Raw genomic sequence first — 21,950 nt, 5'->3', positions numbered from 1 at the left:
AATCGATTGATTAAAGTGCGCTTATGATCAAACTACCTGAGCCCAAAGTTCTTCGTCGCGAGCCCGCCGAGATGACGCGCGCGGCGCTTGTCCAGGCGGCACTGAAGCTGTTCGGACGGCAGGGCTTCGACGGCACCTCGACGCGCGAGATCGCCGCCGAGGCGCGAGCCAATATAGGCTCGATCGCCTATCATTTCGGCGGCAAGGAGGGTCTTCGCACGGCCGCCGCCGACTTTATCGTCGAGACCATCCAGACGGTCGCCGGCCCGGCGCTCGGCAATGCGCAGGCGCCCGCGCCGGTCGGTCCGGAGGCAGCGCAGGCGCAGCTCTTCGCGGCGCTGGAGCGAATGGTCGGCTTTGTCGTGGCCAGTCCGCAGGCCGGTGAGATCGTGCAGTTCATCCTGCGCGAACTTTCCCATCCAACGGCAGCCCTCGATCGTATCTATGACGGTGTCTTCGAGCCGAGCCATCGCCGGCTGTGCCAGCTGTGGGAACAGGCAACTGGCGAGCCCGCCGAAAGCGAGGCCACAAGGCTCACCGTGTTCACGCTCATCGGCCAGGTCATCTATTTCCGCATCGGCCGTGAGGCGGTGATGCGCCGCATGGGCTGGCCCGATATCGGCGCCGCGGAGGCCGCCAAGGTGGTGGCGGTCACATCGGGCAATCTCAAGGCCATATTGGCCGCCAGAAAAGGGGCAAAGACAAAGGGGCAAAGACCATGAGCTTTCTGTGTTCGCTGCCGCTCGCCGCGCAGCTCTTCTCGGCCTGTGCCCCGGCAGCACCGCTGGCCGTCGGCTATGTCGAAGGCGACTACGTGCTGCTGGCGCCGATCGAGGTGGCGCAGGTAGAGACCGTCACGGTCAAGCGCGGCGACCGTGTCATGCCCGGCACCACCGTTGTGACGCTGGAAAGCGCCGATGCAAAGATCGCTGTGGCGCAGGCGCAGGCAAGCCTTGCACAGGCGCAGGCACAACTCGCCGACCTGCAGATCGGCAAGCGGCCGGAAGAGATCGCCGTGCTGAAGGCCGAGGTCGATATGGCCAGCGCCCAGGCCGCCGACGCCAAGCGCAAATACGACCGCGCCGCCGATCTGTTCAAGCGCGGCGCCGGCACGCAAGCGGATTTCGACACCGCGTCGGCCACGCTCGAAACGGCCAATGCGCAGGTCGGCCAGGCCAAATCCAATCTCGCCGTCGGCGGCCTGCCGGCGCGCCCCGAGACGATCAAGGCCGCCGACAATCAGGTCAAGCAGGCGCAGGCCGCGTTGGAGCAGGCGCAGTGGCGGCTGTCGAAGCGCGTCCTGGCAGCCCCTTCGCCGGGCCGCGTCAACGACGTCATCCGCAATCCGGGCGATACATCAGGTCCGACCGCGCCTGTGATTTCGATCCTGCCCGACGGCGCGGTCAAGCTCAGCGTCTATATCCCGGAGAGCGCCTTCTCCTCGGTCAAGGTCGGCACCTTGCTCGGCGTCCATTGCGACGGCTGCGGCCCGGATGTTAAGGCGCGCGTCAGCTACGTCTCGCCAGATCCCGAGTTCACCCCGCCGGTGATCTATTCGCTTGAGAACCGGCAGAAGCTGGTCTACCTGGTCGAGGCGCGGCCGGAGGGCGATGCCGGCCCGCTGCAGCCCGGCCAGATCGTCGATGTCGATCTGGCGGACAGCGCAAGATGAACGCCATCGACGTCCACGGCCTGGTCAAGCGCTTTGGCGACAAGACCGTCGTCGACCATGTGACGATGTCGGTTGCCGAGGGCGAGATCGTCGGCTTTCTCGGCCCCAACGGTTCGGGCAAGACGACCACCATCCGCATCATGTGCGGCCTGCTGACGCCGGACGAGGGCGAAGGCACGGTGCTCGGTTTCAACATCCGCACCGACAGCCTGCGCATCAAGCGCGAAGTCGGCTACATGACGCAGAAATTCTCGTTCTACGAGGATCTGACGATCGGCGAGAATCTCGAATTCGTGGCGCGGCTCTACCGGCTGAAGCCGGTCGAGGAGCATGTCGCGAGCACGTTGGAGGACCTCGGCCTGACGTCGCGCCGCAACCAGCTGGCCGGCACCTTGTCGGGCGGCTGGAAGCAGCGGCTGGCGCTGGCCGCCTGCATCATGCACAAGCCGAAATTGCTGCTGCTCGACGAGCCTACGGCCGGTGTCGACCCGAAGGCGAGGCGCGAATTCTGGGACGAGATCCATCGCCTCGCCAGCGGCGGGCTGACCGTGCTGGTCTCCACCCACTATATGGACGAAGCCGAGCGCTGCCACCGCATCAGCTACATCTCCTATGGCAAGATGCTGGCCACCGGCACTGTCGCCGAAGTGGTGAAAAATGCCGGGCTGACCACCTTCGTCCTGCAGGGTCCGCGCCTCGATCAGGTCGCCGAAGCGCTTCAGGGCCGCCCCGGCGTCGACCAAGTGGCGCCGTTCGGCGCGACGCTGCATGTCGTCGGCTCCGACAAGAAGAAGCTCGAAGCCGCGCTTGCCGATGTCGAGAGAGAGCACAAGGGCGTGAAAGTTTCGCCCGGCGAAACCAGCCTCGAGGACGTCTTCATCCAGTTCATGTCCGGCTCGAAGGACAACATGGCATGAACAGCGTCTTTTCCTTCGCTCGGCTTGGCGCCTTGCTGATCAAGGAATTCATCCAGATGCGGCGCGACCGCATCACCTTCGCCATGATGCTCGGCGTGCCGCTGATACAATTGGTGCTTTTCGGCTACGCCATCAACAACGACCCGAAAAGCCTGCCGGCAGCACTCGTGGCGACGAGCAACGATCCCTATACGCGCGCCATTGTCGCGGCGCTGCAGACCACCGGTTACTATCGTTTCGACCATGTCGCGCAAAGTGCCGCCGAGGCCGAGTTCCTGATATCGCGCGGCGACGTTGCCTTCGTCGTCACCATCCCGGCCGATTTCGCCAGGAGGGTGGAGAGCGGCAACAGCCCGCAGATACTCATCGAGGCCGACGCCACCGACCCGGCGGTGGCAAGCGGCGCCATCTCGACGCTCGGCACAGTCGCCAGCCAGGCGCTGCTGAGGGCGCAAGGGACGCAGGAAGCCGCCGCCGAGGCCGCCAAGGGTCAGCTCGATGTCGTCGTACACCGGCGCTACAATCCCGAAGGCATCTCGCAATACAACATCGTGCCCGGCCTGCTGGGCGTCATCCTGCAGATGACCATGGTGATGATGACCTCGATCGCGCTGACACGCGAGACCGAGCGCGGAACGATGGAGAACCTGCTGGCGATGCCGTCCAGCCCGCTCGAGATCATGATGGGCAAGGTGCTGCCCTATCTGGCGGTCGGCGGCGTGCAGGTGGTGGTGGTGCTGGCGGCGGCGAAACTTCTGTTCGCCATCCCCTTCACCGGATCGATGTCGCTGCTCCTGACCGCCGTGCTGATCTTCGTGCTGGCGCTGGTGCTGCTCGGCTACACGATTTCGACCATCGCCCGCACGCAGATGCAGGCGCTCCAACTCACCTTCTTCTTCTTCCTGCCGTCGATCATGCTGTCCGGCTTCATGTTCCCGTATCGCGGCATGCCGGACTGGGCACAAATCTTCGGCGAGATCTTCCCGCTGACGCATTTCCTGCGCATCACCCGCGCGGTGATGCTGAAGGGCGCCGAACTGCCGGCGGTGGCCGGCGAGATCGGTTGGCTGGTGGTGTTCGTGGCTTTGTTTGCCGGCGTAGCATTGGTGCGATTCCGGCGGACGCTGGATTAGACGCCGCGCTCGTGGAGGGCGATTATATATGTGAACTGGCGCGCAAGATTGAGACCACCGATTCCGAAGAGCCCGCAGCAACTAAGAAGGCGGTCAAGGCGCCTCCCGTGCCTGAAAAGAGGTCCAAGCCCATCAAAATAATTGCACCGGAACGGTGACGAAACGATTGCAAAAGCGGTCGAATACGGCCAAGATTCGCTTGTTAAAAAAAGACCCCGCCGAAGCGGGGCTTGGAGTTGAAGTCTCTTACTAATTACACCGTCGGGTAGGACCGACAATGCTCTCGGACGAATTCCAATCGTCCGAACCGTACACGCCAGTAAAATACGACGTGTACAGCCTTCGGCCATGAACATGCTACCATGTTCTTGTCCTCCGCCGGGATAACCCCCGGTTGACCAGGTACGCAGGATCGCGCCCCGCCTGTTATCAGGGCGGGGCCTGTGGCCGGTCTGGAGTAGGCCAAACCAAACATTAGGTGATTCGTAGGTGCCCGACGACCCTAAGGCGTCGCCGTACCCGGTTTTCACAGGCAAACACGGCACAAACGGGGCTAAGGAAACACATGCGCGTGCTTTAGCGGGCCAATCCCCCTACGGCTGGCTGGGTAGCGCCTAGGACTTCGATTCCTTTTTTATGATGTCGAGCATCCCGTGCCGCCAATAAAGCAGCGCTCCGGAGGCTATCCAAAGAGCGATACCGATATAGAGGCAAATGGGCTGCACTACGCCGACCATAGCTTGGGCTGCCGCTGGGATTTGCGCCGCCATCTCCGTGTCTTTGTAGACATCGAGACCAAAGGCGAAAAACGCCGATCCAATCCCAAACGTTCCGGAGATAGCCAGGTTCGCAAGCCCTAGCTGCTTCAGTTCGCTATCGGTGACGGTGTAGCACCTCATTTCGCGAGACCCCATGACAAGCCGGATCGGCTCTGCGGGTCTTTCTGTGTAAGTTGTCGTCTGAGTAATTTGCACCTCATTTTCCATCGGACGGGTCCTTTGGTATGACACCGGACGCGATGGCACTGAAGGTGAGCATGTGACTGCAATTGTTGCAGACGACCATGAATTGCGGATAATTCGGACCGCCCATGATGATGCTCCCGCCATAGTGAATCTGAGGGGTCAAAATATGCTCGACAATGGCAAACGAAGAATGCTTGCATGCCGGGCACACCATGTTCGGAGCTTTTCTGTTTAGCCAGTCTATCGCCTTCTTTTGCTCTTCTGGCGACATCTTTCCTTCGGTATCCGGCATATGCTTCCTTACACAATGAAATCTGTGCGCGACTCACATCACCGGCCTCCTGTCTAGCCTAGGGTCTGTCAACTATCTAATCCCCTCGTGGCGTCGTCGTCCCAAGGCGAAGCGGGTGTCCGCTGGCTTCCCTCGAGCCTCACCCGAGGCTGCCGGCGAAGCGCTCGGCAAAGTGTTCGCGTCGGAAAGCGTCGACGACGAAATCGATGAAGACGCGGGTTTTCCCGGGCAGCAGCCTGCGGCTGGCGAAGTAGATCGAGAGCGCGCCGGCATCGGCATACCAGCGGGGCAGCACCCGGACGAGGTTACCATTTTCAAGATGCTGCAGTGCGTCCGGCACCGCGATCATGGTGACACCAAGCCCCAGCAGGGCGGCTTGCCGCATGGCGGCCGGATCGTTGACGACAATGGTCTCGCGCGGTGAGCCCGCCATCTCATTGCCTGCGGCATCCCGCATCGTCCAGTGACGGATGCGGCCGGTACTGAGCGAGCGCATGAGAATGCCATCGAAGGCGGCAAGGCCGGAAGGATCGGTCGGAGGCGTCTGCGCTGCCATATAGGCGGGCGAGGCGACGGCGATGACGTGGACCGGCGCCAGCGACCGCGATACGACGCCCGGCGAGAGGTCGAAGCCACCGCCGATTGCCGCATCATAGCCCTCGGCCACGAGGTCCACCGGTCGGTTCTCGAAATGCCATTCCGGGCGGATGAGCGGATAGCGCATGAGAAATGCCGGCAGCAGAGGCAGGCAATAGGCGATGCCAAACGTCGGCGACAGGCTGAGCTTGAGCACGCCGGCTGGTTCGCTGCCGCCACTGGACGTTGCCGCAATGGCGTCCTGCAGCGCTTCGAGATTGCCGCCAATGTCGTGCAGAAAACGCTCGCCGGCTTCGGTCAGCGCGAGTTTGCGCGTCGAGCGATGGAACAGGCGCAGGCCGAGATTGCGCTCCAGCATGGCAACGTTGCGGCTGACGGCGGCAGGTGTCAGCCCGAGCAGCCGCGCGGCGGCGGAAAAGCCGCCGGCTTCCGCACTGCGAACGAAGGATTCGAGGTTGGCGAGCGTCTCCATCGTTCTCCGTAACGAACAATCTTCAACTGATGTTTGAGAATAAGACAAGCAAATACCGGCTAATCCTAGGCCAATAAAAGGGCGATATCCACTCCACACGAACCAACGGAGTGAAGATCATGAACAGCATCGGCATCATCGGCGCCGGCAATATCGGCCAGGCATTCGCCCGAACGCTGGCCAGGAACGGCATCGAGGCCACCATCGCCAACAGCCGCGGCCCGGAGACACTGGCGGAACTCGTTACGTCAATCGGCCCCTCGATCAAGGCCGGCACGCTGCAAGAGGCGGCGGCCAAGGACATTGTGCTTGTCGCGGTCAACTGGTCGAAGCTTCCGGGAGCACTTGCCGGCCTGCCCGACTGGAACGGGCGCATCGTCATCGACGCCAACAACTCGATCGAGGCGCCGCTGTTCAGGCCGGTCGATCTCGGCGGCCGTTTCTCAAGTGAGGTGTTTACCGATCTCGTGCCTGGCGCCAGGGTGGTGAAGGCGTTCAACCATTTGCTGGCACAGCTGTTGGCCGACGACCCGGCGGCGGAAGGCGGCAAGCGCGTGCTGTTCTATTCGGGTGACGACGCGCAGGCCAAGGCTGAAATCGGCGCGCTGATCGGCAGGCTTGGCTTCCATGGCATAGATCTCGGACCCCTGGCGCTCGGCGCTCGCCTCGTCCAATTTCCGGGCGGTCCGTTGCCGGTCCTCAATCTCGTTCGCTTCGAATAATGCACCCAGGCTGGCGTCCTCTTGCTGGCGACCAGCCCGTCGTCTAGCCGTTCAGCGAAGCTGGGCCGCTGACGAACGGGCTCTTTCTGACATGGAATCGCAGCAGGCGGTCCGCATCTTTCGAAATACCGATCCTGACGCTTTCCCCTATTTCGTCGGGTTCATGATCATCGCGTGCCAGCCATAGCGGGCCTTTGCGGCAGAGATCGAGCCCGTCGAGCGAACGATCGATCCGCAACGCCTGGGCCAGCCTTCCCGGTCCTCGCGCAAGGTCGCGCAAGCGCTCGATGCCGCGATTGAGCCGCATGAGCGCAATGCCTTCGAGCGGTTCGAGCGCCCTGATGAGCACGCCGGTTCCGACCCCTGCCATCTCGCTCGAGACGTTGAGCATGTAGGAGATGCCGTAGGCGAGATAGACATAGGCGTGCCCAGCGTCGAGAAACAGCGAACGGTTGCGCGGGGTCATCCCCCGATAGCCGTGCCCGGCGGCGTCACCGGTCACATAGGCCTCGGTCTCGACGATGCGGCCGCTGGCGATGCCTTCGGGCAGTTCGCGCACCACGATCTTGCCGATGAGAGTGCGGGCAAGGGATGCTGTATCGTCGGGCAGCTCAGAACGCGTGAGCGGGCGGTAGATGACCATGTTCAGCCCGCCGACGATTTGGAGGCGGGCGAGGAGTGATCCAAGGCAAAACCTGCCTCAGATCCATGTCGGACCCCTTGGACATCTCGTCTCAAGCCGCCGCCATGATCCCGGCATAAGTGCCGAAATCGACATTGCCGCCGGACAGCACCACGGCAACGCATTTGCCGGACAGTTCGATCTCGCCCGACGACAGCGCCGCCAACGCCACGCAGCCGCCGGGCTCGACCACCAGCTTGAGATAGGCCATGGCGTCGCGCATCGCCTGTGCCGTCGCCTTGTCGGAGACGGCGATGCCGCCTGCCAGGTTCCTGCGGTTGATCTCGAAGGTGATCAGGCCGGGCTCCGCGGTCAGGATCGCGTCGCAGATCGACGCGTGGCCGGGTTCGTTCGACACCCTGGCGCCGGCGGCCAGCGACCGGCGGGTGTCGTCGAAATGCTCGGGCTCCACCGCCCAGACCGCAGTGTTGGGCGAGGCGTCCTTGACGGCAACCGAAATGCCGCTGGTCAGGCCGCCGCCGCCGCAGGGAATGACGACCGCGTCGAGGTCGACGCCAAGCGCTTTTGCCTGGCGCATCAATTCGAGGCCGATCGTGCCTTGGCCCGCAATGATGGCCGGGTCGTCGAAGGGTGGCACCAGCACCATGCCTCTTTCCACGTAAGGGCGAACCACGCTCATGCGGTCGTCGCGAAAGCGGTCGAACGGCACCACCTCCGCCCCCATCTTGCGGACGTTAGCGATCTTCATCGCCGGCGCGTCTGAAGGCATGGCGATGACCGCCTTGACGCCGAACATCGCGGCCGAAGCGGCGACACCCTGCGCATGATTGCCCGACGAGAAGGCGACGACGCCCTGGCTGCGTTCTTCGTCGCTCAGCGACGACAGCTTGTTGTAGGCACCACGGAACTTGAACGAGCCGGTACGCTGCAGCGTCTCCGGCTTGAACAGGATGCGGCCGCCGAAGCGCTTGTTCAGCTCCTGCGATTCGATCAACGGGGTTTCGACGATCAGGCCGGCGAGACGCGCGGCGGCGGCGTGGATGTCGGCGATGCCGGGAGGGGTGGTGGCGGTCATGTGAGGTCCAGTGGACAGGGGTCTTTCCATGATGCCCGCAAAGGGAGGCGGCGCACCATGGGAAAAATGTGACCGTTACAAGGTTTAGCGAGGCGGTCGCCAACGCCTCGGCTGCACGCCCCCCTCTGGCCTGCCGGACATCTCCCCACGGGTGGGGAGATCGGCTGAGTATCCGCTTTCGCCAATTTCCAACGTTGAAGAAGGGGCACACCTAATGAAGCTGACAATCTCCCCCTCGTAGGGGAGATGTCCGGTAGGACAGAGGGGGGCGCCGTCCCGCCGCCGTCTCACGAGTTTCACCCCAACAGCGTCCTCTGCCTCTTGCTCCCGCCCAGCTTGCGCCAGTTGTTGAAGCGGTGGCTGGCGGCGGCAAAGGATATCTTCATCTGCTGGGCGACCGAATAGCGCGACTTGCCCTCGTCGAACATGCGGTAGCAGCACTCGACGCCTTCCTCGGTCAGTTTGCCGTCCGGCGCCTTGTTGTGCGGATTGGCGGGGTCGAATTTCTCGACCTGCTGCTCGACCAGGCCTTTCAGGCGCTGCAGATCGGCTTCGATGCTGGCGATGAGATCGAGAACGGGCTTTGGGTCATAGGGATGCGGAGGCTGTTTTGCCGTCATCTGCGGGTTCCTTGTTCTGGCTGGGTTGAATTATATAGGTGAACATTCACTGATAATGAAGGGGTCGGCCCGGCATGCGAGCTTCAACAATTCTTGACCGCGACCCAAGCGCGCAATTGACCGGAGGCACCTTGAGCCCTAGTTTAGAATTATTCTAAACTAGGGTGAATTCCTCATGCTTTCCCGTGTTTTCGGCTTCGGCCGCCGCCCCTTCGAATCGCTTTCCGAACAGGAGATCCTGGCGCTGGCCATTTCGTCCGAGGAGGATGACGGTCGCATCTATCGGGCCTATGCCGACGGCCTGACGGAAAACTTCCCCCAATCGGCAAAAGTGTTCGAGGAGATGGCCGAGGAAGAGGATGGCCATCGCGATTCGCTGATCGAGCTTTTCCGCAAGCGTTTCGGCGAGCGCATTCCGCTGATCCGGCGCGAACATGTGAAGGGCTATTACGAGCGCAAGCCCGACTGGCTGGTCCGGCCGCTCGGCATCGAGCACGTGCGCAGCCAGGCCGAGGCGATGGAGCGGCAAGCCTACCTTTTCTATGTCGAGGCTGCCAAGCGCACGGCGGATGCCTCGACGCGAAAACTGCTCGACGATCTGGCGGTGGCCGAACTGGGCCATGAGACACTGGCGCAGCGGCTGGAGCAGAAACATGTGCCGGGCGAAGTGAAGGACGAAGAGACCGCCGCCGAGCAGCGCCAGTTCATCCTCACCTATGTGCAGCCAGGGCTGGCCGGGCTGATGGACGGATCGGTGTCCACACTGGCGCCGATCTTTGCTGCCGCCTTTGCCACGCATGACACCTGGCAGACGCTGCTGGTCGGGCTTGCCGCCTCGATCGGCGCCGGCATTTCGATGGGCTTTACCGAAGTCGCTTCAGACGACGGCAAGCTGTCGGGCCGCGGCTCGCCGCTCAAGCGCGGTCTGACCGTCGGCATCATGACGACGCTGGGCGGTCTCGGGCATGCACTCCCCTATCTCATTCCGCATTTCTGGACGGCGACCGGGGTTGCCGCGGTGGTGGTGTTCTTCGAATTGTGGGCGATCGCTTTTGTCCAGAACCGCTACATGCAGACGCCCTTCCTGCGCGCCGCCTTCCAGGTGGTGCTGGGCGGCGCCCTGGTGTTCGCGGCCGGCGTGCTGATCGGGAATGCGTGAGTAGCCTCACTCACCCATTCACCGCCCGACTGTCGGCCGGCGCCTCGTCCCTTTCCGTCAGCCCATAGTCCCTCACGACATGGGCGATGCGCAATCGGTAGCCGGCAAAGATGCCGCCGCGACCGGCCTTCTGCGCCTGCCGGTGTTCCTCGGTGTTGCGCCAGTCCTTCACGGCTTCCTCATCTCGCCAGAACGACAGCGACAGGATGCGGTTCGGATCGGCCAGACTCTGAAAACGCTCGATGGAGAGAAAGCCGTCAATGCCGTCGAGCAGCGGACGCAGGTCCGCGGCGATGCTCAGATAGGCATCGCGCCGACCCTCCGCCGGTTCGACCTCGAAGATGACGGCAATCACGGCAGCACCAGTTTCGCGTGCGGGCCTGAGGCCAGTTTCAGGAACATGCGATCCTCCTTCAGGATGAATCTCTCGCGTTTGGCGAACTCGTAGTTTGCCTTGCCGGCGGGATCGGCGGCAAGCCGGGCGCGATAGGCTTCGTAGGCGGCCAGGCTTTCGATGTTATAGGCCGCATAGGCGGTCGTCGCCGAGCCCTCATGCGGCGCGTAATAGCCGATCAGATCGGCGCCGCAGCGCGGAATGGCCTGGCCCCAGTTGCGCGCATACTCCTCGAAGGCCGCCTTGCCGAACGGGTCGATCTCGTAGCGGATGAAGCAGGTGATGGTCATTGTGGTCTCCTCGGCTTGCGTCGATAGTTTGAGCGGCATTGAAACGTCGTGCCGACTGGTCTGCTAGGGCTGCCAGAAGGACTTCGCGCATTCGCGGCGCACGTCTTGCGGCGTCAGGCCAAGGTCGCGCAGCTGATGGTCGTCGATCTCGGCAAGGTCGAGACGCTGGAGATGGCGGTCATACCAGCGGGCCAGCAGCCGCGAACGCAACCAGCTGACGAACGGGAAGAACCGACGGCTGTGGAGCGGGGCTGAGGGGAAAGCGGTTCGTGCGGCCATCGTCGTCTCCTTGATCTCACCGGAGAATAGTGATTATCTGACAAGAACGCTTCGATGAGGAACGAACTATGCGCGAAGGACCCGACATCGCCCGCATCGCCAGCCTGGTCGGCGACCCGGCACGCGCAAACATGCTAAATGCCCTGATGGGCGGCACGGCGCTGACGGCAAGCGAGCTGGCGCTCGAGGCAGGCGTCTCGCTGCCGACCGCCAGCTCGCACCTGGGCAAACTGATGGAAGGTGGGCTGCTCACGGTGGCGAGCCAGGGCCGGCATCGCTATTACGGCCTCGCCGGACCGCAGGTGGCGGGCATGATCGAAGCCATCACAGGCGTCGCGGAAGCCGTCGGTCCAAAGCGTGTGCGGCCGGGTCCGCGCGATGCAGCGATGCGCGTGGCGCGCGTCTGCTACGATCACCTCGCCGGCGAGCAGGCAGTGGCGATGCTCGACCGGCTCGTCGCCAAGAACGTACTGGTCCGCGACGAACAAGAGATCAGGCTCGGGCCATCGGCGGCTTCGCATTTCGCCGCGATCGGCATCGACGTCTACACCAAGCCGCGCCGGCCGGTATGCCGCGCCTGCCTCGACTGGAGCGTGCGCCGTTCGCACCTCGCCGGCACGCTGGGCGCCGCCATCCTCGACAAGATCCTTGCCGAGAAATGGGCGCGCCGCGAGAAGGACAGCCGCGCGGTGATTTTCTCGCTGCCGGGCAAGCAGGCTTTCGAGAAGGTGTTTCTGAGCTGAGGAGCCGACGCTGATTTCGTCACGCTGGCAGGCCAGAGGGGGCGCGAAGGATCGCTGCGCTGGCAAATTGCGCGAACTACCCCCGCTTCAACGCCTTCCCCTGCTTGAAAAATTCCCTCCACGGATCGGCTTTCGCCAGCTGCTTCAGCGTCGTCTTGTCGCCGATCGGGAAAGCGTTCGGCGGCAAGCCGGCCTCGATCTCTGGCCAGGTCACCGGCATCGACACGGTGGCGCCCTTCTTGGCGCGCGAGGAATAGGGCGCGACCGTCGTCGAGCCCCTGCCGTTGCGCAGATAGTCGACGAAGATCTTTCCCGTGCGCGCTTTTTTCGACAGCGTCGCCGTGTAGCGATCGGGGGCACCCTGCTCCAACGCGCGGGCAAAGTCATGGGCGAAGCCCTTCACCGCGTCCCATTCGGCACACGGCTTCAACGGCACCAGCACGTGATAGCCCTTGCCGCCCGAGGTCTTGACGAAATTCGGCAGCGACAGCTCGTCGAGCTTGCCTCTGATATCGAGCGCCGCCTCGCGCACCGCCTTCACGTCGACGCCTTCATCCGGGTCGAGATCGAAGATGATCTGGTCGGGCTTTTCGATCTCATCGATCGTGCACCCCCAGATGTGGATCTCGACCACGCCATACTGGACCAGTGCGGCAACACCATCGAAATCCCGGATGAACAGGATCTCCTCGCCGTCGGTCGGGTCCTTCATGCGCGCGATCTTGTCGCTCATGCCAGCCGAGGCATGTTTCTGGAAGAAACGCTGGCCGCCGACACCGTCCGGCGCCCGCACCAGGCTGAGCGGCCGGTTGACCACGAACTGTTCCATGCGCGGCCAAACCTGTGCGTAATGGTCGAGCAGGCCCTGCTTGGATATGTTTTCGTCCGGCCACAGCAGCTTGTCGGGATGCGAGAGTTTGACCGTGGTCGTCATCGACCCGGCGGCTTTGCCGCCTGATGCCGGCTTGGCCGTGCTCTTGCCTGTCGATGGCTTGCCTGTCGCCGCTTTGGGCTTTTCCTGCACGACTTCCTCCGCCGGCTTGTCCTCGCGCAACCCCTGGAACGAGGCGTGGCGTATTATACGGTCCGAGGTCCAGCTGCGAAACTCCACTTCGCCGACAAGTTCAGGCTTGACCCAGACCAGGCCCTTGCCCTTCGGCACGGCGGTGGAGAAGGGCGATGATTTTGCCGTCAACGCATCGAGTTTTGCCTTCAGCTCATTGGCGCCCTTGCCCGAAAAACCAGTGCCGACGCGGCCGGCATAATGCAGCTTGCCGCCCTCGTGGAAGCCGACCAGGATCGAGCGCAGTCCGCGCCCGGTCTTGTCCGACGGCAGGTAGCCGCCGATGACGAATTCCTGCCGCGCCGTGCATTTCGATTTGACCCAGGTCGGGCCGCGGCCGCTGCGGTAGGGTGCATCGGCACGCTTGGAGACGACGCCTTCCAGGCCCATGCGGCAGGCATGCTCCAGCATGATCTTGCCGGGTTCGGCGAAATGGTCGCTGAAGCGGACCGCCGCATTGTCGGACTGTTCGCCGAGCAGTTCCTGCAAGGCCTGCTTACGCTCGACCAGCGGCTCGCGCCGAAGATCCTGCCCATCGAGCCGCATCAGGTCGAACACGTAATAGATGAAGCGATTGGTCCGCTTCGCCGACAGGTCCTGCTGCAGCAGCGCGAAAGACGAGACGCCGCTGTCGGCCAACACCACCACCTCGCCATCGAGGATGGCATCGCTGCACTTCAGCCCGGCCAACTCCGCGACGATCTCGCCGCCGAATTTCTTCGTCCAGTCGAGGCCGGTGCGGGTCAGCAGCCGCACATCGGTGCCGGCGATCTGCGCCTGCATGCGATAGCCGTCGAACTTCACTTCGTGCAGCCAGTCCTTGCCCGGCGGCGCATCGCGCTCGAGCGTGGCCAGCTGCGGCTCGATAAAGTCGAGGCGTTTGCCGGCTTTTGTCTTGACGGCGGCCGGCTTGTTGGAATGCCAGACTTTCGGCTTCTCGCCCTTCGCGGTCTTGCCCTCGCCGACCTCCTCGATCGTCAGGCCGGACTTCACCGATTCAGGCGCTTCCTTGAGGATGTCCTCGCCGGGACGCGCTGCGGCATCGTCCGACTTGATCAGCAGCCAGTTGTCGCGCTTTTCACCCGCACGCGGCTTCAGCCGCACCAGATGCCATGCCCCATGCAGCTTGTGTCCCCTGAGCTCGAAGCTGATATGGCCCTTTTTCATCGCCTTGGCCGGGTCGATCTCGGGAATCCAGGTGCCCTCGTCCCAAACGATAACCGAACCGCCGCCATATTCGCCCTTGGGAATGGTGCCTTCGAACGGCGCATAGTCGATCGGGTGATCCTCGACATGGACAGCCAGTCGCTTCTCATGCGGGTCGAGGCTCGGGCCGCGCGTCACCGCCCAACTCCACAGCACGCCATCATGCTCGAGCCGCAAGTCGTAATGCAACCGCGTCGCGGCATGCTTGTGGATGACGAAGATGCCGCCCGCGCCGCCCTGCTTGGTCCGGGCGACCTTGCCGGCCGGTTCGGCGGTTTTCTTGAAATCGCGCTTGGAATGATATTGTTCGAGGCTGGCCATTCGTTGGGGTTCCTCACGCCGATTTGCGTTTGGGCGCGCTGGCTTTCGACTTGGCGCGTTTGGCCGCTGGCTTGGCCTTCGCCGACGAAGATGTTTTCGATGACCCGGAGTCCGACAGGCTCTTCTTCAGCGCGTCGAACAGATTGACGACATTGGAAGGTTTAGGCGCCGCCTTAGCCTTCGGCGCCTTGTGGCCGGCCTTCTTGGCGCGGATCAGCTCCAGCAGCGCGTCCTCGTATTTGTCGTCGAATTTCGAGGGATCGAACTTCGTCTTCTTCTTGTCGATGATCAACTCGGCCAGATCGGTCATCTCCTGATCGGTCTTCACGGGCTCGATGTCGCCGAAGACGGTGTCCGGTTGACGTACCGTGTTGTCGTAGCGCAGCGTCGTCAGCACCATGCCCTTGCCGAGCGGTTCGATCACCACCGGCCGTTCGCGTCGGTAGAGCACGATACGCGCCAGCCCGGCCATCTTCTTGCCCGCCATCGCATCGCGAATGACGGCGAACGCCTCTTCCGACACCTTGTCGGCGGGCGCCACATAGTAGGGCGTGTCGAGATAGATCTGCTGGATCGAAGCTTTGTCGACGAAACCGTCGAGCGCCATCGTGTGCGAGGATTCGATCTGCACCGCCTCGATCTCGTCTTCCTCGATATGGATGAAATTGCCATCGTCGAGTTCATAACCCTTGATCTCGTCATCCTCCTCCAACGGCTTGCCGGTTTCGGCATCGACATAGAGGCGCTTCACCGTGTTGCCGGTCTTGCGGTTGAGAATGCGAAACGAGACCCGCTCCGTATGGGTGACGACATTGGTCAGTTCGACGGCACAGGTGACCAGCGAAAGCTTCAGATAGCCTCTCCAGGCCGGACGCGGCGCCATGATATCTTCCCTTCAGAACCAGATGAAGGTGAGAACGGACAGATCGCGCTCCAGTTCCGCGCTCCCGCGCCGATCTGGATGCCAAGGGGCCGCCTGGTTGGTTCTGGCCGCCAGCACGGAAATTTCGCGGGCTCGGCAAAAGTTGAAACAGAACCGCGCGCAGGCGACATTCAAACGAAACATATGTGATGCAAAAGTCACATTGGCCGGAATGCCAACCAACTGCACGGAAAGACCCCGAATCAGCCGCATTCCAGCCACGAAGCAAGGCACTTTCGACCAGATATTAACATCACGTTCACCGACTATTCACGCCTCGACGCTATGATGACCGCAATTCGGAAGGGACATCCGAAAATCGGGACAGGGACAAGGTAATGAACTTCCTCGCGCACCTCATCGGCTATGCCGCCGCCATCCGCGAATTCGTCGCGCCGACCTACCGGCCCGAACGCTATTACATGCGCGGCCCCGGCCCGGCCTGCGCCCGTCGCGGCAACTCGCTGGGCGCGCACTGATCATGGCTTTCGAAAATCGCCACAACAGCCGGATCTGCAGGCCGGCCGCCTCCACCCGCGCCACCACCTATCGCGCCGAGCGTCCCGCTCTCGCCGACAGGCGCCGTGCGACATCGCCACGGCTTTGATACCATCGCTGGCCGGCTTAGTGTCATAGGACACGAGCAGCCGAGGCCAGCGTGACGGACCATCCTCAACCAGTTCGACCCCAGTCAACTCGTCCTTTCGAAACAGTTCTCGACTCACGCCATCCATTGATCGTTTTCGATGGCGTCTGCGTGCTCTGCTCCGGTTTCGTGCGCATGGTGGTCAGGCTCGACCGCCAAGGCCGTTTCCGCTTCGCCACCGCGCAGTCGCCCTTCGGTGAAGCGCTGTTCCGGAAGCATGGACTGCGCACCGACTCTTACGAAACCAATCTCGTCCTGATCGACGGCGTCGCCTTCACGCGGCTGGACAGTTTTGTCGCCGTCATGGCGGAACTCGGCTGGCCTTGGCGGGCGGCCAAGGCACTGTTGCTGTTGCCGCGCCCGCTGCGTGGTTGGCTCTATGATCGCATCGCCAGGAACCGCTACGCCCTGTTCGGCAGGAAGGACGCTTGCGACATTCCTTCTCCGGAGCTGCGCGAGCGGTTCCTTGGCTGAGGGTGTGGCTATGCGCTACCGCGGCTGGCTCGTGCCATCCGGCCGGCACGGCTCGAGCACGATCGGTCCGCCTGCCGTCCTCCCCAATTCCCGGCAGCCCTGAACCGTGCACAGTGTCCAGCCGTCGCTGGTTGCACCTGAAGCGGCGAGCACGACGCGCCGCTGCGGGCCGACATCAGGCGCATAGCTCCACCAACCCTCCTTCAGCACAGCGCCTTCCGGTGGCTCCATGCCGGCGCCCGAGCCCTCGATCCGGGCTTCGACCACCTGCAGGCCGGAGAACGTGACCTTCCAGTCTTCTTGCCAGCGCGTCCGTTCCACCGAATGCGTCCAGGACAGCGTGAAGGCGGCGACGGAGAGCGTTACCGTCTTGCCCGCGGCCAGGATGCACAGGCTCATGTTCTGACTGAAGCCTGCCGCGCGCGAAAACAGTGCCAGCCGATCCAGGCCAGCGCCAGCACCCAGCCGGCCTCGTCGGTGAGCGGCACCGCGGCGACCAGCAGCACGCCGGCCGCGAAGGCGACGAGCCGCTCCCACCACGCCATGCGGGTGACCAGAAAACCGACGGCGGCGGCACCCCACAGCACGATGCCCATGCACGCCTTGGCGACGATGTAGCCGACCTCGACGGGATAGCCGAACTGGGCGGCGATCGGACCTGCGTCCTGCAGCATCAGCGCCGGCGTGTAGACAGCCAGGAACGGCACGACGAAGCCGGCAATGGCCAGCTTGGTCGCCTGGATGCCGATTTTCAGGCCGCTTTCCCTGGCCATCGGTGCGGCGGCGAACGCCGCCAGCGCCACCGGGGGCGTCAAATCGGCCATGATGCCGAAATAGAACACGAACATGTGGCTGACCAGCAGCGGCACGCCAAGCTCGAGCAGCGCCGGCCCGGCCAGCGACGAGGTGATGATGTAGTTGGGAATGGTCGGAATGCCCATGCCCAGCACCAGGCAGGTGACCATGGTCAGCACCAGCGACAGGAACAAATTGTCCTCGCCGATCGAGATGATCCAGCCGATGAAGGTCGAGGCGATGCCGGTCAGCGTCAGCGTGCCGATGACGATGCCGACAATGGCGCAGGCAATGCCGACCGGCAGCGCGTTCTTGGCGCCTTCGGCGAGCGAGTCGACACAGATTTGCAACGTCTCGCGGCCGCCCTTGAACGTGAAGCAGGCGACGACCAGTGCGGCGATCACCAGGCCGAGGAGGTTGACGCCGAACTTCATGAACGAAGCGGCGGCAAGCCCGAGCGCGATCCAGAAGACGATGCGGAAGGCCAGCGGCCCGATCGCTGCCGCCAACGGCGTGCCGAGGATGAGCACGATGGTCAGCGCCAGGCCCATCGTGCCGGCGAAGATCGGCGTATAGCCGGCAAACAGCAGGTAGATGAGCGCGGCCAGCGGCAGCACCAGCGGCCAGTGTTGCCGCACCGCGTCCCACGGATTGGGCAGCTCGGCCTTGGCCATGCCGTGCAGGCCTGCCTTGCCGGCTTCCAGATGCACCTGCCAGAAGCAGGCGCCGAAATAGAGCAGCGCCGGGATGATCGCCGCCTTGACCACTTCGGCATAAGGCACGTTCAGCGTCTCGGCCATGATGAAGGCGACCGCGCCCATCACCGGCGGCATGATCTGGCCGCCCATCGAGGAGGTCGCCTCGACGGCGCCGGCAAAAGCCGAGCGGAAGCCGAAGCGCTTCATCAGCGGGATGGTGAACTGGCCGCTGGCCACCACATTGGCGACACCCGAGCCGGAAATGGTGCCCATCAGCGCCGAGGACAGCACGCAGACCTGCGCCGGGCCGCCGCGCCACGAGCCGACCAGGCCAAGCGCGAAATCGTTGAACAGCGCGATCATGCCGGCGCGTTCGAGAAAGGCGGCAAAGACGACGAAGATGAAGATGTAGGCAGCCGAGACATAGATCGGTGTGCCGTAGATGCCTTCGGTGCCGTAGGCGAAGGTGTCGACGAGCTGGGCGAAATCATAGCCGCGATGGATGAGCGGCGGCGGCAAATGGTTGCCGAAAAAGCAGTAGGCGAGGAAGATGAAAGCGATGACCGCCAGCGGCAGGCCCATCAGCCGCCGCGCTGCCTCGAAGACCAGCACCACCAGCACCGCGCCGACGACGAGGTCCGGCGTGGTCAGGAAGCCGGAGCGGCGGATCAGATCAGTGTAGAACACCCAATTGTAGAGGCCGGTGCCGAAGCCGAGCGCCCCGAGCGTCCAGAACGCGGCTTTCGCCGGCATGCTCTTGGCGCGTAGATTGGCGATCAGGCCAAAGCCGAGCAGCAGCAGGAAGCCGACATGCATGGCCCGCACCACCTGGCTCGGAATGCTGCCATAGGCGGCGACATAGATCTGGAACACGGAAAAGGCGACGGCGATGAGAAAGGCGGCCTTGCCCGCAAGGCCGTCGCCGAAGCCCGGCGGCAGCCCTTCGACCTGTTCTTCGACGGCAGGTAGATGGAAGGTGGCGGATTTGCCGTCGGTTGACGTTCCAGACGTTGCTTCGGTCATCCGACGGACCCGCCCTACTTCAACAAGCCCTTCTCCTTGTAGTACCGCTCGGCACCGGGGTGCAGCGGCACCGGCATGGCGTCGAGCGCCTTGGCCGGGTCGATCGCCTTGGCGGCGGCATGTGCCGCAGCCAGTTGGTCGAGATGGTCGAACATCAGCTTGGTCATCTGGTAGGCGGTCTCGTCGGAGACATCGGCGCGGGTGATGAGGAAATTGCCGACGGCGGCGGTGGCGACATCCTCGCTTTGGCCTTCATACGTGCCCTTGGGAATGACCACCGACAGATAGGGCGCGCCGATCTTGGCGACGTCCTCGGCCGGCACCGCCACGACATTGATCGGCACGGAGGTGGCGAGGTCGCGGATCGAGGCGACGCCGAGCCCGGCCGATTGCAGCGTGGCGTCGAGCTGCCGGTTCTTGATCAGCTCGACCGATTCGGCGAAGGGCAGATACTCGACCCGGCCGAGATCCTCATACTTCAACCCGGCGGCGGCGAAGATGGCGCGGGCGTTGAGCTCGGTGCCGGAGGCCGGCGCGCCGACCGACAGGCTCTTGCCCTTGAGGTCGGCCAGCGTCTTGATGCCGGACTCCCGGCTGGCGACGATCTGGATGTAGTTGGGATAGATGGCTGCGATGCCGCGCAACTTATCGAGCTTGCCGGGGAAACCGGCCTCGGCATTGCCTTCGGCGGCCAGCTTCACGGAATCGCCCAGCGCAAACGCGATCTCGCCCTTGCCCTGCTGCAACAGATTGAGGTTTTCGACCGAAGCCTTTGTTGCCTGCACCTGGGTGCGGGCGCCTTCGATGCCCTTGCCGTAGATTTCCGACAGTGCCACGCCGAGCGGATAATAGACGCCAGATGTGCCGCCGGTGAGCACATTGATGAATTCCTGCGCCTTGGCTGAAACAGCGCTCAGGCCAAGCGACAGCGCCACGGCGCCGGCCGCAACAAGTTTCGTCCTGAAATGGAACATCTGATTTCCTCCCTGAAATAGCAGCCGCATCACCTCCCTGACGCGAACAGAAGCGAGTTTAGACAGCGAGATGGAAATGCCAACCCGCAATCCCATGCGTTAGACGAATGGTTGAGTGCGGGATGCACAGATGGCCGCTTGCGTGAAATGTCTTCGGAGCCGAAAGATTTTTCCAATGCCTGTCGAAATCGGCCAGGGCCGCGCGACATACGTCCGGCTCGCAAACGAAGCAGCCTTCGAAACAACGGGAGAAGACCATGCGATACATGCTTTTGATCTACGTCAATGAAGCCGCGATGGCGGCCGCGCCGACCGATAAGACCTACGAGATCAGCGCTGCCTATGGCGCGTATACCGATGCGTTGAAGAAATCCGGCGCCTGGCTGGCCGGCGACCGGCTGAAGCCGACCCAGGCCGCCACTTCGGTGCGGATGGTCAATGGCAAGACCAACGTGCTCGATGGCCCCTATGCCGACACCAAGGAGCAGCTTGCGGGCTTCTACATGATCGAGGCCGAGGATGCCGATGCCGCTATCGCCTGGGCGGCGCGCTGCCCCGCGGCCAGCGCCGGCACGGTCGAGCTGCGGCCGATCTGGGAACAGACCATGTGATGGAAAGTGGCCTGGAGATCGCGCGGGCGGCAGCGGAAACCGCCGCCCGGCAAAGCTACGGCAAGCTTGTCGCCTGGCTCGCGGCCCGCACGCGCGACGTGGCCGCAGCCGAGGACGCGCTGGCCGATGCCTTTGCCGCCGCCCTCGAACGCTGGCCAAGAACCGGCGTACCCAAGAAACCGGAAGCCTGGCTGCTGGCGGTGGCAAGGCGGCGCCGCGTCGATGCGGTGCGGCGCCGGCTGACCAGCGAGGCCGGCCGCGAGCATCTCAAGCTGATTGCCGAGGAAGCGGAGGCGCGCATGACCGACGAAGACCTGCCCGACGAGCGGCTGCGGCTGATGTTCGCCTGCGCCCATCCGGCGATCGAATCGAGCGTGCGTTCGCCGCTCATCCTGCAGACGGTGCTGGGGTTCGACGCCGCGACGATCGCTTCCGCCTTCCTGGTCTCGCCGGCAACGATGGGCCAGCGCCTGGTGCGAGCCAAGTCCCGCATCCGTGAAACCGGTATTCCGTTCCGCGTGCCGGAGCAGGCCGAACTCGGCGAACGGCTGGATGCGGTGCTGGAAGCGATCTACGCCGCCTTCGCCGAAGGCTGGTCCGACCCGGCGGGAACCGAGACGCGAGGGCGCAATCTGGCGACCGAAGGCATTTGGCTCGGCCGGCTGGTGGCTTCGCTGTTGCCGGAGGAGCCGGAGGCGCTGGGCCTCCTGTCGCTGATGCTGTTTGCTGAGTCGCGCCGCGCCGCACGGCGCAGCGCCGCCGGCGACTTCGTGCCGCTGGCGGAACAGGATTGCCTTCTATGGGACCGCGCCCTGATCGATGAGGCGGAGGCGCTGCTTTCCAACGCCGCGGCCAAGGGCATCATCGGCCGCTACCAGCTTGAGGCGGCCGTGCAGTCCGCGCATGCGGCACGACGGCTGACCGGCCGCACCGACTGGGCGGCGATCCGCGAGCTCTACGATGCGTTGCTTTCGATCGCAGGATCGCCGGTGGTGGCGATAAACCGCGCGGTGGCGATCGCCGAGGCCGAGGGCGCAGTGGCGGGATTGGCGGCCCTCTACGTGCTGGGCGACGACAAACGGCTTGATGACTATCAGCCCTATTGGGCCGCACGCGCCGGTCTCCTGGCCAGGCTTGGTCAGGTACTGCAAGCCTGCGAAGCCTATGACCGGGCGATCGGCCTCGAGCGCGACCCGGCGGTGCGCCGCTTCCTGCAGGAAAAGCGGGCAGTGCTCAGAAATTGA

At 63.7% G+C, this 21,950-nt stretch carries 26 protein-coding genes; 11 read left to right on the top strand and 15 right to left on the bottom strand.

What is annotated here, in order from left to right:
- The first annotated feature begins 23 nt into the window (after nt 1-23).
- The 4 genes from A9K65_RS04115 to A9K65_RS04100 are packed head-to-tail and all read left to right on the top strand — an operon-like array spanning nt 24 to nt 3,722.
- Nucleotides 24-722, top strand: a complete 699-nt coding sequence (locus tag A9K65_RS04115; protein ID WP_063169644.1) for a CerR family C-terminal domain-containing protein — start codon at nt 24-26, stop codon at nt 720-722.
- Nucleotides 719-1,672 (top strand): HlyD family efflux transporter periplasmic adaptor subunit, encoded by a 954-nt coding sequence (locus A9K65_RS04110; RefSeq protein ID WP_013528657.1) that lies wholly within the window; start codon nt 719-721, stop codon nt 1,670-1,672. Before A9K65_RS04115 ends, A9K65_RS04110 begins: the two co-directional genes overlap by 4 nt.
- Entirely contained in the window at nt 1,669-2,589 is a 921-nt protein-coding gene (locus A9K65_RS04105) for an ABC transporter ATP-binding protein (RefSeq protein ID WP_013528656.1), read from the top strand. Before A9K65_RS04110 ends, A9K65_RS04105 begins: the two co-directional genes overlap by 4 nt.
- Complete coding sequence (locus tag A9K65_RS04100; protein WP_064992708.1) at nt 2,586-3,722, top strand: ABC transporter permease; 1,137 nt, start codon at nt 2,586-2,588, stop codon at nt 3,720-3,722. Before A9K65_RS04105 ends, A9K65_RS04100 begins: the two co-directional genes overlap by 4 nt.
- Before the next feature lie 614 nt (nt 3,723-4,336).
- Here the strand turns inward: A9K65_RS04100 and A9K65_RS04095 are convergent.
- From A9K65_RS04095 to A9K65_RS04085, 3 genes are all read right to left on the bottom strand, one after another.
- Nucleotides 4,337-4,708, bottom strand: a complete 372-nt coding sequence (locus A9K65_RS04095) for a hypothetical protein (protein ID WP_063173458.1) — start codon at nt 4,706-4,708, stop codon at nt 4,337-4,339.
- Nucleotides 4,698-4,979: a hypothetical protein gene (locus A9K65_RS04090; protein ID WP_063173459.1), complete on the bottom strand. Its 282-nt coding sequence runs from the start codon at nt 4,977-4,979 to the stop codon at nt 4,698-4,700. Before A9K65_RS04090 ends, A9K65_RS04095 begins: the two co-directional genes overlap by 11 nt.
- Nucleotides 4,980-5,118: 139 nt before the next feature.
- Complete coding sequence (locus A9K65_RS04085; RefSeq protein WP_027161224.1) at nt 5,119-6,048, bottom strand: LysR family transcriptional regulator; 930 nt, start codon at nt 6,046-6,048, stop codon at nt 5,119-5,121.
- A 119-nt stretch (nt 6,049-6,167) separates the two neighbouring features.
- Here A9K65_RS04085 and A9K65_RS04080 point away from each other — a divergent pair, with 119 nt between their 5' ends.
- Nucleotides 6,168-6,770 (top strand): NAD(P)-binding domain-containing protein, encoded by a 603-nt coding sequence (locus A9K65_RS04080; RefSeq protein WP_027161223.1) that lies wholly within the window; start codon nt 6,168-6,170, stop codon nt 6,768-6,770.
- 43 nt (nt 6,771-6,813) lie between these two features.
- Here the strand turns inward: A9K65_RS04080 and A9K65_RS04075 are convergent, their stop codons facing one another.
- The 3 genes from A9K65_RS04075 to A9K65_RS04065 form a co-directional block, all read right to left on the bottom strand.
- Nucleotides 6,814-7,413, bottom strand: coding sequence for a DNA-3-methyladenine glycosylase (locus tag A9K65_RS04075; protein ID WP_063173460.1), 600 nt, complete (start codon nt 7,411-7,413; stop codon nt 6,814-6,816).
- Nucleotides 7,414-7,504: 91 nt separating this feature from the next.
- On the bottom strand, nt 7,505-8,488 hold the full coding sequence (locus A9K65_RS04070) for a threonine/serine dehydratase (protein WP_027161221.1): 984 nt from the start codon (nt 8,486-8,488) through the stop codon (nt 7,505-7,507).
- A 296-nt stretch (nt 8,489-8,784) separates the two neighbouring features.
- The gene (locus tag A9K65_RS04065; RefSeq protein WP_024502197.1) at nt 8,785-9,108 is read right to left on the bottom strand and encodes a hypothetical protein; all 324 of its coding nucleotides are present in this window, start codon (nt 9,106-9,108) and stop codon (nt 8,785-8,787) included.
- A 175-nt stretch (nt 9,109-9,283) separates the two neighbouring features.
- Between A9K65_RS04065 and mbfA the strand changes: the two genes are divergently transcribed.
- Complete coding sequence (gene mbfA, locus A9K65_RS04060) at nt 9,284-10,267, top strand: iron exporter MbfA (protein ID WP_013528652.1); 984 nt, start codon at nt 9,284-9,286, stop codon at nt 10,265-10,267.
- Between the two features lie 10 nt (nt 10,268-10,277).
- On the opposite strand, the gene A9K65_RS04055 is transcribed toward mbfA, so the two are convergent.
- From A9K65_RS04055 to A9K65_RS04045, 3 genes are all read right to left on the bottom strand, one after another.
- Nucleotides 10,278-10,622 carry an antibiotic biosynthesis monooxygenase gene (locus A9K65_RS04055; RefSeq protein WP_013528651.1) on the bottom strand — a complete coding sequence of 115 codons (345 nt, stop codon included), beginning with the start codon at nt 10,620-10,622 and terminating at the stop codon, nt 10,278-10,280.
- Nucleotides 10,619-10,951 carry an NIPSNAP family protein gene (locus tag A9K65_RS04050; protein ID WP_013528650.1) on the bottom strand — a complete coding sequence of 111 codons (333 nt, stop codon included), beginning with the start codon at nt 10,949-10,951 and terminating at the stop codon, nt 10,619-10,621. The genes A9K65_RS04055 and A9K65_RS04050 overlap by 4 nt, the downstream gene beginning before the upstream one ends.
- Nucleotides 10,952-11,014: 63 nt before the next feature.
- Entirely contained in the window at nt 11,015-11,230 is a 216-nt protein-coding gene (locus A9K65_RS04045; RefSeq protein ID WP_027161220.1) for a DUF1127 domain-containing protein, read from the bottom strand.
- 68 nt (nt 11,231-11,298) lie between these two features.
- On the opposite strand from A9K65_RS04045, the gene A9K65_RS04040 reads away from it, so the two are divergent.
- Nucleotides 11,299-11,973, top strand: coding sequence for a winged helix-turn-helix domain-containing protein (locus A9K65_RS04040; RefSeq protein ID WP_013528648.1), 675 nt, complete (start codon nt 11,299-11,301; stop codon nt 11,971-11,973).
- A gap of 76 nt (nt 11,974-12,049) precedes the next feature.
- On the opposite strand, the gene ligD is transcribed toward A9K65_RS04040, so the two are convergent.
- The 3 genes from ligD to A9K65_RS04025 are packed head-to-tail and all read right to left on the bottom strand — an operon-like array spanning nt 12,050 to nt 15,698.
- Nucleotides 12,050-14,563 (bottom strand): DNA ligase D, encoded by a 2,514-nt coding sequence (gene ligD / locus A9K65_RS04035; protein WP_064992709.1) that lies wholly within the window; start codon nt 14,561-14,563, stop codon nt 12,050-12,052.
- Between the two features lie 13 nt (nt 14,564-14,576).
- On the bottom strand, nt 14,577-15,446 hold the full coding sequence (locus tag A9K65_RS04030) for a Ku protein (protein WP_064992710.1): 870 nt from the start codon (nt 15,444-15,446) through the stop codon (nt 14,577-14,579).
- A 12-nt stretch (nt 15,447-15,458) separates the two neighbouring features.
- Nucleotides 15,459-15,698, bottom strand: a complete 240-nt coding sequence (locus A9K65_RS04025) for a hypothetical protein (protein WP_024502193.1) — start codon at nt 15,696-15,698, stop codon at nt 15,459-15,461.
- A gap of 125 nt (nt 15,699-15,823) precedes the next feature.
- Between A9K65_RS04025 and A9K65_RS04020 the strand changes: the two genes are divergently transcribed.
- Nucleotides 15,824-15,964, top strand: a complete 141-nt coding sequence (locus A9K65_RS04020) for a hypothetical protein (protein ID WP_013528645.1) — start codon at nt 15,824-15,826, stop codon at nt 15,962-15,964.
- A gap of 254 nt (nt 15,965-16,218) precedes the next feature.
- A complete protein-coding gene (locus A9K65_RS04015) occupies nt 16,219-16,605 on the top strand; it encodes a DCC1-like thiol-disulfide oxidoreductase family protein (protein WP_275953346.1) in 387 nt (128 codons plus the stop codon).
- A 15-nt stretch (nt 16,606-16,620) separates the two neighbouring features.
- On the opposite strand, the gene A9K65_RS04010 is transcribed toward A9K65_RS04015, so the two are convergent.
- From A9K65_RS04010 to A9K65_RS04000, 3 genes are read right to left on the bottom strand one after another with little or no spacing between them, the layout of a single operon-like run.
- Entirely contained in the window at nt 16,621-17,004 is a 384-nt protein-coding gene (locus tag A9K65_RS04010; RefSeq protein WP_064992712.1) for a DUF1850 domain-containing protein, read from the bottom strand.
- A complete protein-coding gene (locus tag A9K65_RS04005) occupies nt 17,001-19,121 on the bottom strand; it encodes a TRAP transporter permease (RefSeq protein ID WP_064992713.1) in 2,121 nt (706 codons plus the stop codon). Before A9K65_RS04005 ends, A9K65_RS04010 begins: the two co-directional genes overlap by 4 nt.
- Before the next feature lie 14 nt (nt 19,122-19,135).
- Nucleotides 19,136-20,095 carry a TAXI family TRAP transporter solute-binding subunit gene (locus A9K65_RS04000; protein ID WP_064992714.1) on the bottom strand — a complete coding sequence of 320 codons (960 nt, stop codon included), beginning with the start codon at nt 20,093-20,095 and terminating at the stop codon, nt 19,136-19,138.
- Between the two features lie 257 nt (nt 20,096-20,352).
- On the opposite strand from A9K65_RS04000, the gene A9K65_RS03995 reads away from it, so the two are divergent.
- Both A9K65_RS03995 and A9K65_RS03990 read left to right on the top strand, forming a co-directional pair.
- Nucleotides 20,353-20,706 (top strand): YciI family protein, encoded by a 354-nt coding sequence (locus A9K65_RS03995; RefSeq protein WP_013528640.1) that lies wholly within the window; start codon nt 20,353-20,355, stop codon nt 20,704-20,706.
- Nucleotides 20,706-21,950 carry an RNA polymerase sigma factor gene (locus A9K65_RS03990; protein WP_064992715.1) on the top strand — a complete coding sequence of 415 codons (1,245 nt, stop codon included), beginning with the start codon at nt 20,706-20,708 and terminating at the stop codon, nt 21,948-21,950. Before A9K65_RS03995 ends, A9K65_RS03990 begins: the two co-directional genes overlap by 1 nt.

Source organism: Mesorhizobium sp. WSM1497, assembly GCF_001672455.2.
Lineage (GTDB): Bacteria > Pseudomonadota > Alphaproteobacteria > Rhizobiales > Rhizobiaceae > Mesorhizobium > Mesorhizobium ciceri.
This window is presented reverse-complemented; position numbering and strand designations above follow the sequence as displayed.

Excerpts from the sequence above, each read along its gene's own strand:
- A9K65_RS04065 (WP_024502197.1), bottom strand. The coding sequence starts at position 9,108 with ATGACGGCAAAACAGCCTCCGCATCCCTATGACCCAAAGCCCGTTCTC.
- A9K65_RS04010 (WP_064992712.1), bottom strand. The coding sequence starts at position 17,004 with ATGAGCCTGTGCATCCTGGCCGCGGGCAAGACGGTAACGCTCTCCGTC.
- A9K65_RS04090 (WP_063173459.1), bottom strand. The coding sequence starts at position 4,979 with ATGCCGGATACCGAAGGAAAGATGTCGCCAGAAGAGCAAAAGAAGGCG.
- A9K65_RS04105 (WP_013528656.1), top strand. The coding sequence starts at position 1,669 with ATGAACGCCATCGACGTCCACGGCCTGGTCAAGCGCTTTGGCGACAAG.
- A9K65_RS03990 (WP_064992715.1), top strand. The coding sequence starts at position 20,706 with ATGGAAAGTGGCCTGGAGATCGCGCGGGCGGCAGCGGAAACCGCCGCC.
- A9K65_RS04045 (WP_027161220.1), bottom strand. The coding sequence starts at position 11,230 with ATGGCCGCACGAACCGCTTTCCCCTCAGCCCCGCTCCACAGCCGTCGG.
- A9K65_RS04095 (WP_063173458.1), bottom strand. The coding sequence starts at position 4,708 with ATGGAAAATGAGGTGCAAATTACTCAGACGACAACTTACACAGAAAGA.
- A9K65_RS04030 (WP_064992710.1), bottom strand. The coding sequence starts at position 15,446 with ATGGCGCCGCGTCCGGCCTGGAGAGGCTATCTGAAGCTTTCGCTGGTC.
- A9K65_RS03995 (WP_013528640.1), top strand. The coding sequence starts at position 20,353 with ATGCGATACATGCTTTTGATCTACGTCAATGAAGCCGCGATGGCGGCC.
- A9K65_RS04110 (WP_013528657.1), top strand. The coding sequence starts at position 719 with ATGAGCTTTCTGTGTTCGCTGCCGCTCGCCGCGCAGCTCTTCTCGGCC.
- A9K65_RS04000 (WP_064992714.1), bottom strand. The coding sequence starts at position 20,095 with ATGTTCCATTTCAGGACGAAACTTGTTGCGGCCGGCGCCGTGGCGCTG.
- A9K65_RS04115 (WP_063169644.1), top strand. The coding sequence starts at position 24 with ATGATCAAACTACCTGAGCCCAAAGTTCTTCGTCGCGAGCCCGCCGAG.
- A9K65_RS04085 (WP_027161224.1), bottom strand. The coding sequence starts at position 6,048 with ATGGAGACGCTCGCCAACCTCGAATCCTTCGTTCGCAGTGCGGAAGCC.
- A9K65_RS04040 (WP_013528648.1), top strand. The coding sequence starts at position 11,299 with ATGCGCGAAGGACCCGACATCGCCCGCATCGCCAGCCTGGTCGGCGAC.
- A9K65_RS04080 (WP_027161223.1), top strand. The coding sequence starts at position 6,168 with ATGAACAGCATCGGCATCATCGGCGCCGGCAATATCGGCCAGGCATTC.
- A9K65_RS04075 (WP_063173460.1), bottom strand. The coding sequence starts at position 7,413 with ATGGTCATCTACCGCCCGCTCACGCGTTCTGAGCTGCCCGACGATACA.
- ligD (WP_064992709.1), bottom strand. The coding sequence starts at position 14,563 with ATGGCCAGCCTCGAACAATATCATTCCAAGCGCGATTTCAAGAAAACC.
- A9K65_RS04100 (WP_064992708.1), top strand. The coding sequence starts at position 2,586 with ATGAACAGCGTCTTTTCCTTCGCTCGGCTTGGCGCCTTGCTGATCAAG.
- mbfA (WP_013528652.1), top strand. The coding sequence starts at position 9,284 with ATGCTTTCCCGTGTTTTCGGCTTCGGCCGCCGCCCCTTCGAATCGCTT.
- A9K65_RS04020 (WP_013528645.1), top strand. The coding sequence starts at position 15,824 with ATGAACTTCCTCGCGCACCTCATCGGCTATGCCGCCGCCATCCGCGAA.
- A9K65_RS04070 (WP_027161221.1), bottom strand. The coding sequence starts at position 8,488 with ATGACCGCCACCACCCCTCCCGGCATCGCCGACATCCACGCCGCCGCC.
- A9K65_RS04050 (WP_013528650.1), bottom strand. The coding sequence starts at position 10,951 with ATGACCATCACCTGCTTCATCCGCTACGAGATCGACCCGTTCGGCAAG.
- A9K65_RS04005 (WP_064992713.1), bottom strand. The coding sequence starts at position 19,121 with ATGACCGAAGCAACGTCTGGAACGTCAACCGACGGCAAATCCGCCACC.
- A9K65_RS04025 (WP_024502193.1), bottom strand. The coding sequence starts at position 15,698 with ATGCGGCTGATTCGGGGTCTTTCCGTGCAGTTGGTTGGCATTCCGGCC.